The following is a 5774-nucleotide window of genomic DNA, read 5'->3' as shown; positions in this document are numbered from 1 at the left end:
TACCATCGCACCGCCCAAAGCACGACCTCACCGCTGAAATGCCGTCCTTTGAAATCACTCATGGAGCATCCCTCCTGCCTGGCGAAACTTAAAAATGGGGCCGCACGGAGAAGTTTGCAACAGAGCCAGTTTGAGGGGGAATGCCCTTGGCGTCTGTCTTGTTTTGCGCGGGGTTTGGGTCGTTTTATACGGCATAGCGAAAAAACTATTTTATACGATGGGGCGTATAAGCCCTGAATATACGCCGCGGCGAATATTGACGAATTATTCGGCTTGGCGTATATCGGTCGCATGGACACTCTTGCACGCACCCCCAGGCAGATCGGCGCCATCATCCAGCGAGAGCGCAAAAAGCGCGACTGGACGCAGGCGACGTTGGGCGAACGGGCGGGGCTGCGCCAGGCGACGATCTCGATGATCGAACGCGGGGAAACGCCGGCGAAGATCGACACCATCCTTGCGATTCTTGCAGCACTCGACCTTGAATTCAGGGTCGGGCCGCGCTCCAAGGGGCAGGGCCGCGACATCGAGGCGCTGTTTTAATGGCGCGGCGTTCGGCCCACGCCCCGTTGCGGGTTTACCTGAACAACCGCCGGGTGGGTACGCTGACGCGCGCGTCTGACGGGGCGATTGGGTTTTCCTATGACGCGGGCTGGCTGGGCTGGAACCATGCGCTGCCGATCTCGTTGTCGCTGCCGCTGCGCGAGACGCCCTATCGCGGCGCGCCGGTGTGGGCCGTGTTTGAGAACCTTTTGCCGGATTCGGACCGGTTGCGCGGGCTGGTCGCCGAAAAGGTGGGCGCGCGCGGCACGGATGCCTACAGCATGTTGACCAAGATCGGCCAGGATTGCGTCGGGGCGTTGCAGTTCATCGCCGGCGACGCCGACGCCCCGGATGCGGGCGGCAAGATCGCCGGTGACCCGGTGGATGCGGCGGAAATTGAGAAAATCCTGACCGGGCTGCGCCACGCGCCGCTTGGTCTGGCCCGCGACGACGCGTTTCGGATTTCGGTCGCGGGGGCGCAGGAAAAGACCGCTTTGCTGCGCCACAAAGGTCAGTGGATCCGGCCCCATGGCGCAACGCCCACCACGCATCTGTTCAAGACCCAGATCGGGGCGCTGCCCGGTGGGATTGATCTGTCGGACAGTGTTGAGAACGAATATTTCTGCCTGAAACTGATCGCGGCGTTTGGCCTGCCGGTGAACACGGCCACCATCGAAACCTTTGGCGATACCAAGGCGCTGGTGATCGAACGGTTTGACCGCCACTGGACGCGCGACGGGCGGGTGTTGCGCCTGCCGCAGGAAGATTGTTGTCAGGCGTTGTCGGTGCCGCCGACGCTGAAATACCAAAACGAAGGCGGGCCGGGGATGGTTGATATTCTGCGCCTGCTTGCGGGGGGGGACACACCGACCGAGGATCAGGATACGTTTCTGAAGGCGCAGATCCTCTTTTGGCTGATCGGGGCGACGGACGGCCACGCCAAGAATTTCAGCGTGTTTCTGGGCCCCGGAGGCAGCTATCGCATGACGCCGCTTTACGACATCGTGACGGCGCAAGGCGCGCTGCAGGCCCGCCAGATCGAACGCAAACAGATGAAGATGGCGATGTCGGTCGGCGACAGCCGGCATTATCGCTTTGATCGTATTCACGGGCGCCATTTCGTGCAGACCGCCCTGCGCGCGGGGTTTTCAAGGAAACGCGCCACGGGCATTCTCGAGGAGATCGCCGCGACAGCGCCCGCCGCCCTTGAGGCCGCCGCCAACGCCCTGCCCGCGTCCTTTCCGCAGGCCCTTGTCGACACGGTGCGCGAGGGGGTCATGGCGCGGCTCGGGGGTCTTGCGCTTTCAGACACGACAGGCGGTCTGGGCGGCCCGGGTGGCGCAGCGGGTCTGTGACGCCATCGCGCGCGGCAGGCCCGGACATCGCGGCGTAATATGGCCCGGTCGCAGGTCAGATTTTAAAACTGGAAGCCGCCCCGAAAGGTCAACCTGCAGCATACGCTTTGGTTCGTCATGTCAGGTCGACATCGCGCAGATTAAGGACGCGAACCGTGTAGGCGAATCCCCTTCACGGAGATCGGGGACTTTCAAAAAGAGATCCGCCAAAGGTTGTGGTGAATTTATCTGCTTGGTAAATAATCCTATAACCAATTGATATGTTGAAGAAATATAATTTCAACAAATGGTTGACGAAAGGTTGATCCCTTCAATACCCTCCAAAGTAGATTGGTTTGTGTAGGTAAGTGCTATGTTTGGGCGACTGTTTTCTCGTGCTTTGTTTCTCGCGTTTGTTCCGGTTCTTTTTGTTTCAGGTTTAAGTGCCCAGGCCGACACGGCCGTCCGGTTGCCGGTCCGATCAATCTCTCTGACATCTGATGAAGCGTTGCCCGCGTCGGTTGCTTTGCAAGAGTAGCGCGATCGGCATCTGGCGTTTGATCGCGACACGGCAACAGGGCTGACGTTGTTTGGGACGACACGCCTGAATGTTGCGCTTGCTGGTCAGCATCCCGTGCGTGAGATCCGCATCTTCGGCTCGGCCCCCTACACGCTGAACCTGTCAACCTCTGACGACACCACCGCACCCAATCTGACCCTTGACATGTCCACCCTTGGCGATGGCTGGAACCGGATCCCGCTGACGGGCACGACAGAAACACAAACCCTCTCGCTTGAACTGACGCCGATGTCCGGGGGCGATGCCACGGCCTTGGCGGAAATCGAGTTCTGGGGGGACCAGACCATTGGGGCCGTGTCGCGGGACGCGGCACTGGCCGCCCTTGCAGACCAGACCAGCCACGGAGCATGGCGCCGGGTGGAACTGGTGCCGTCATCGGAATCGGTTCTTCTGGACGAGACTACGCCGGTTGTGACGTCGGATTTTGAACTGCCGTATCTGACGACCGAGATCCGCGCGGCGTACCTGGCGTATGAAGGGCGTGGGGATCAGGCGATGATCGCGCTGGGTCGCGCCTTTAACGGCCAGCCGTTCCAGGGGGGCTATCCCTTTGCGCCCAGCGACGACTGGGTGGCGCAGATTGAGGAAATCGACCCGACCCATCTCAAGGCGGGTCAAAACCATGTAAGCCCGGTAGCTGCCAGAATGGTGATGTGGCGTTCCACTGTCTTCACGCTGACATGCATGCGTTCAGCAAGCGTCGCGTTGCTGGCGAAGCAGATGTGCTGATCTGCGACTGCATCGGAAATATGATTTGCCCTTACAAGCGAGATCATTGTCCTAAGCAATGCTAAGGATGTTCTCTTCAACCCGAGAGGTTCTCTGGCCTCTTCGGCAGCTTTCAAAAGTTTCCATTTCGGATGCAAAGCTCCATCCTGTCCGTCCGACACGCCCGAACGGATTGACCCAAGCCGGGTCGGCATTGTCATGGCATTCATAATGTTTCGCAGCAAAGAAAACCCGTTCGCCCAAGGGCGTTTTTTCTTGTCTGGTGATTCGGGGACTGCTATTGCTTAAGTGTCTAAGTTAAGCGCACCTTGTGTGCTGCAGCCCTCGGAACTCCGGTTTCGAGGGTTTCTTCTTTCTGCGTCCTCCTTTCTGCTCGTTGCTTCTGCATTCTTTCTGCTCGTTGCTTCTGCATTCTGAGTTAACAGCTGTTAACCCGCCTCATCGTTGGCCCGTTTCACGAGCTCTTCGATATTCTGTTCAAGCCAGGTGGCGAATGCGGCAGAGCCCCCTGCCCTCTTCACCGAGATTGTGACAGCTTTGTCATTCGACTTCATCGTCACGCCAGTCTGGATCTTTCTTTCATTTGATTTTTCTGGCTTAGCCTTCTTCGAACTGATGGAGTTCAGCAGAAGACTAAGTCGGTCGTCCGAATCCTTATCACCAGGGAGCGCAGAGAGAATCTGCTCAGCTTTCTCTGCTCCAATCAGGTTATCTCTGAACGCATCGGAAAGGGCATTCCACTTTGGTCGGCCACCTTTAGGAGCTGCTCCAATCAGATCCCCTACCCTGTCTGGGATGTGCTTCGTTGCGCGGGTCAGTTGAGAAAGAGTGTTTTTCGAGATAGACAGGGCCTGCATCAATTCTTCATTGCTATAGCCTTGGTCTGTGATTGCCTTTGCGAAACGAGCGCGTTCGTAGAAGCTAAGATCGGTCCGAGCTGAATTCTCCAGCCCCTTTGCCAGCAGCGCTTGGCCATCATCCATTGTTCGGACGAGCGCTTTTACAGGCGTACCAGCTTCACGGCATGCCAGAATCCGGCGTCGGCCATAGATGACTTCGAATTTGCCATCTTGCTCTTGCGAGGGACGCAGCAACACAGGGACCTGTTGCCCATTCAATTTGATGCTCTTCGCGAGGTCATGAACCTCACCGTCACTGTTAACAGCTGTTAACTCCGCTGCCAGGCGATCCTGCGGACCCCAAGGGAGGATGTCGTCGACATCAATCTCCTGAATTCCAGCAAACCCTGCCTTAACGGCTCCAATAGTGCCCTTCGGCAACGAAGGATGGGCTCTGCCAGTGCCAGTTGATTGAGCTGCAGCAGCGATCGCGGCAGCCATGCCGGCCTTGTTTTGCTTGAGTGCCATTATTCACGCCCCCAGGCTGTTTGGATCATTAACGAGACCTCGTTTCCAACCCCATCCATGCTGTTGCGTGCGCGGTCATATGTGGAGCGGGTCATGTCGGATCGGTTCACCTCATAGATCGACATTTTCAACATCGCCGCGTCGGCAATTGCCGTGCTTCGCAGTGCGGTGGTTGTCAGGACGCGATCTTGGAAAAGCGCCCGCATCAGGCTGACGATTTGCTGTGACGGAATGTCTGTGGGGTCATCCCTTGTGACGAGAAACGAGAAGAAGTCGTGGTCGACATGAAGACCTGTGCCTTCGATAACTTCCAGATATGCCGATGTCATGTCGAGAAACTGCTGCGTCGATGCCAGATCGAGCATTGAGGGGGTCATAGGCACGAGGACCGCAGTGGCTGCGTAGAGGCCGGCCAAGGTCAAAAAGCCGAGGGACGGAGGGCTGTCAATAATGACAACATCATAATCTGCCTCAACCGATTGTATTGCGTTTGTTAGCCGATCAAAGAAGGAGATGCCTCGCCCGGCGTTGACCGCAGTTTCGGTCTCAAATTCACTCAATATCAGCCGTGCAGGAGCAAGGTCCAGGTTTGGAAAATATGTTTTCGCGATGCACTCCGACATGGGTGCCGGGTCGTCGTATTTGATTGCGTCGTAAATTGAGTTCCCGTCGAACTCCAGCTCTGTCTGGATTCCGAAAAACCCGGTCATCGAGCCTTGTGGGTCAAGGTCGATTGCAAGAGTTTTGTAGCCAGCTAAGGCGAGATAGTGACACAAATGGATGGCAGAAGTGGATTTCGCGCTGCCACCCTTAAAGTTCATAAGCTGGATAATCTGGAGATCGTCTCCCTCACGGCGACCGGGAAGATATTTCCCAGGCGTGCGTGAACTGGCTTCCAGGACGGCTCTTGCATCGCGGATATCTTGACCGGTGTAGAACCGACGCCCGTTTTTATTGACGTCAGGTTCCGGGAGGCTGCCATCCGAGTGGCATTTGCGGAGGAACGCAGCGGTTACTCCAAGTAGATCAGCCGTCTCTGTCGCACTGAAAAGTCGCAATGACTTCTGTGCGTCTGGTGCGTAGACTTGTTGAAGAGGCTCTGTTGCAAACTTCTCCGTGCGGCCCCATTTTTAAGTTTCGCCAGGCAGGAGGGATGCTCCATGAGTGATTTCAAAGGACGGCATTTCAGCGGTGAGGTCGTGCTTTGGGCGGTGCGATGGT

5 protein-coding genes and 1 pseudogene are annotated in these 5774 nt (G+C 57.2%); 3 read left to right on the top strand and 3 right to left on the bottom strand.

Annotated elements, in window-relative coordinates:
* Positions 1-291 precede the first annotated feature (291 nt).
* The 3 genes from AKJ29_RS06265 to AKJ29_RS19195 all read left to right on the top strand — a co-directional run bounded on the left by AKJ29_RS06265 (position 292) and on the right by AKJ29_RS19195 (position 3186).
* Positions 292-543, top strand: a complete 252-nt coding sequence (locus AKJ29_RS06265; RefSeq protein ID WP_055189099.1) for a helix-turn-helix domain-containing protein — start codon at positions 292-294, stop codon at positions 541-543.
* Positions 543-1898 carry a type II toxin-antitoxin system HipA family toxin gene (locus AKJ29_RS06260; protein WP_055189096.1) on the top strand — a complete coding sequence of 452 codons (1356 nt, stop codon included), beginning with the start codon at positions 543-545 and terminating at the stop codon, positions 1896-1898. The genes AKJ29_RS06265 and AKJ29_RS06260 overlap by 1 nt, the downstream gene beginning before the upstream one ends.
* A 565-nt stretch (positions 1899-2463) precedes the next feature.
* A complete protein-coding gene (locus AKJ29_RS19195) occupies positions 2464-3186 on the top strand; it encodes a hypothetical protein (RefSeq protein ID WP_055189094.1) in 723 nt (240 codons plus the stop codon).
* Here the strand turns inward: AKJ29_RS19195 and AKJ29_RS18625 are convergent.
* From AKJ29_RS18625 to repA, 3 genes and pseudogenes are all read right to left on the bottom strand, one after another.
* Positions 3072-3380, bottom strand: coding sequence for a helix-turn-helix domain-containing protein (locus AKJ29_RS18625; protein ID WP_235477311.1), 309 nt, complete (start codon positions 3378-3380; stop codon positions 3072-3074). The genes AKJ29_RS19195 and AKJ29_RS18625 overlap by 115 nt on opposite strands.
* Positions 3381-3614: 234 nt before the next feature.
* Positions 3615-4553 (bottom strand): plasmid partitioning protein RepB, encoded by a 939-nt coding sequence (repB, locus tag AKJ29_RS06250; RefSeq protein WP_055189092.1) that lies wholly within the window; start codon positions 4551-4553, stop codon positions 3615-3617.
* Positions 4553-5632, bottom strand: a pseudogene (gene repA, locus AKJ29_RS06245) (plasmid partitioning protein RepA); the annotation flags it as partial. The pseudogene repA and the gene repB, both read right to left, overlap by 1 nt.
* Positions 5633-5774 lie beyond the last annotated feature (142 nt).

Source organism: Aliiroseovarius crassostreae (genome assembly GCF_001307765.1).
Lineage (GTDB): Bacteria > Pseudomonadota > Alphaproteobacteria > Rhodobacterales > Rhodobacteraceae > Aliiroseovarius > Aliiroseovarius crassostreae.
The sequence above is the reverse complement of the archived record's forward strand: the minus strand, read 5'-3'. Positions and strand labels throughout refer to the sequence as shown.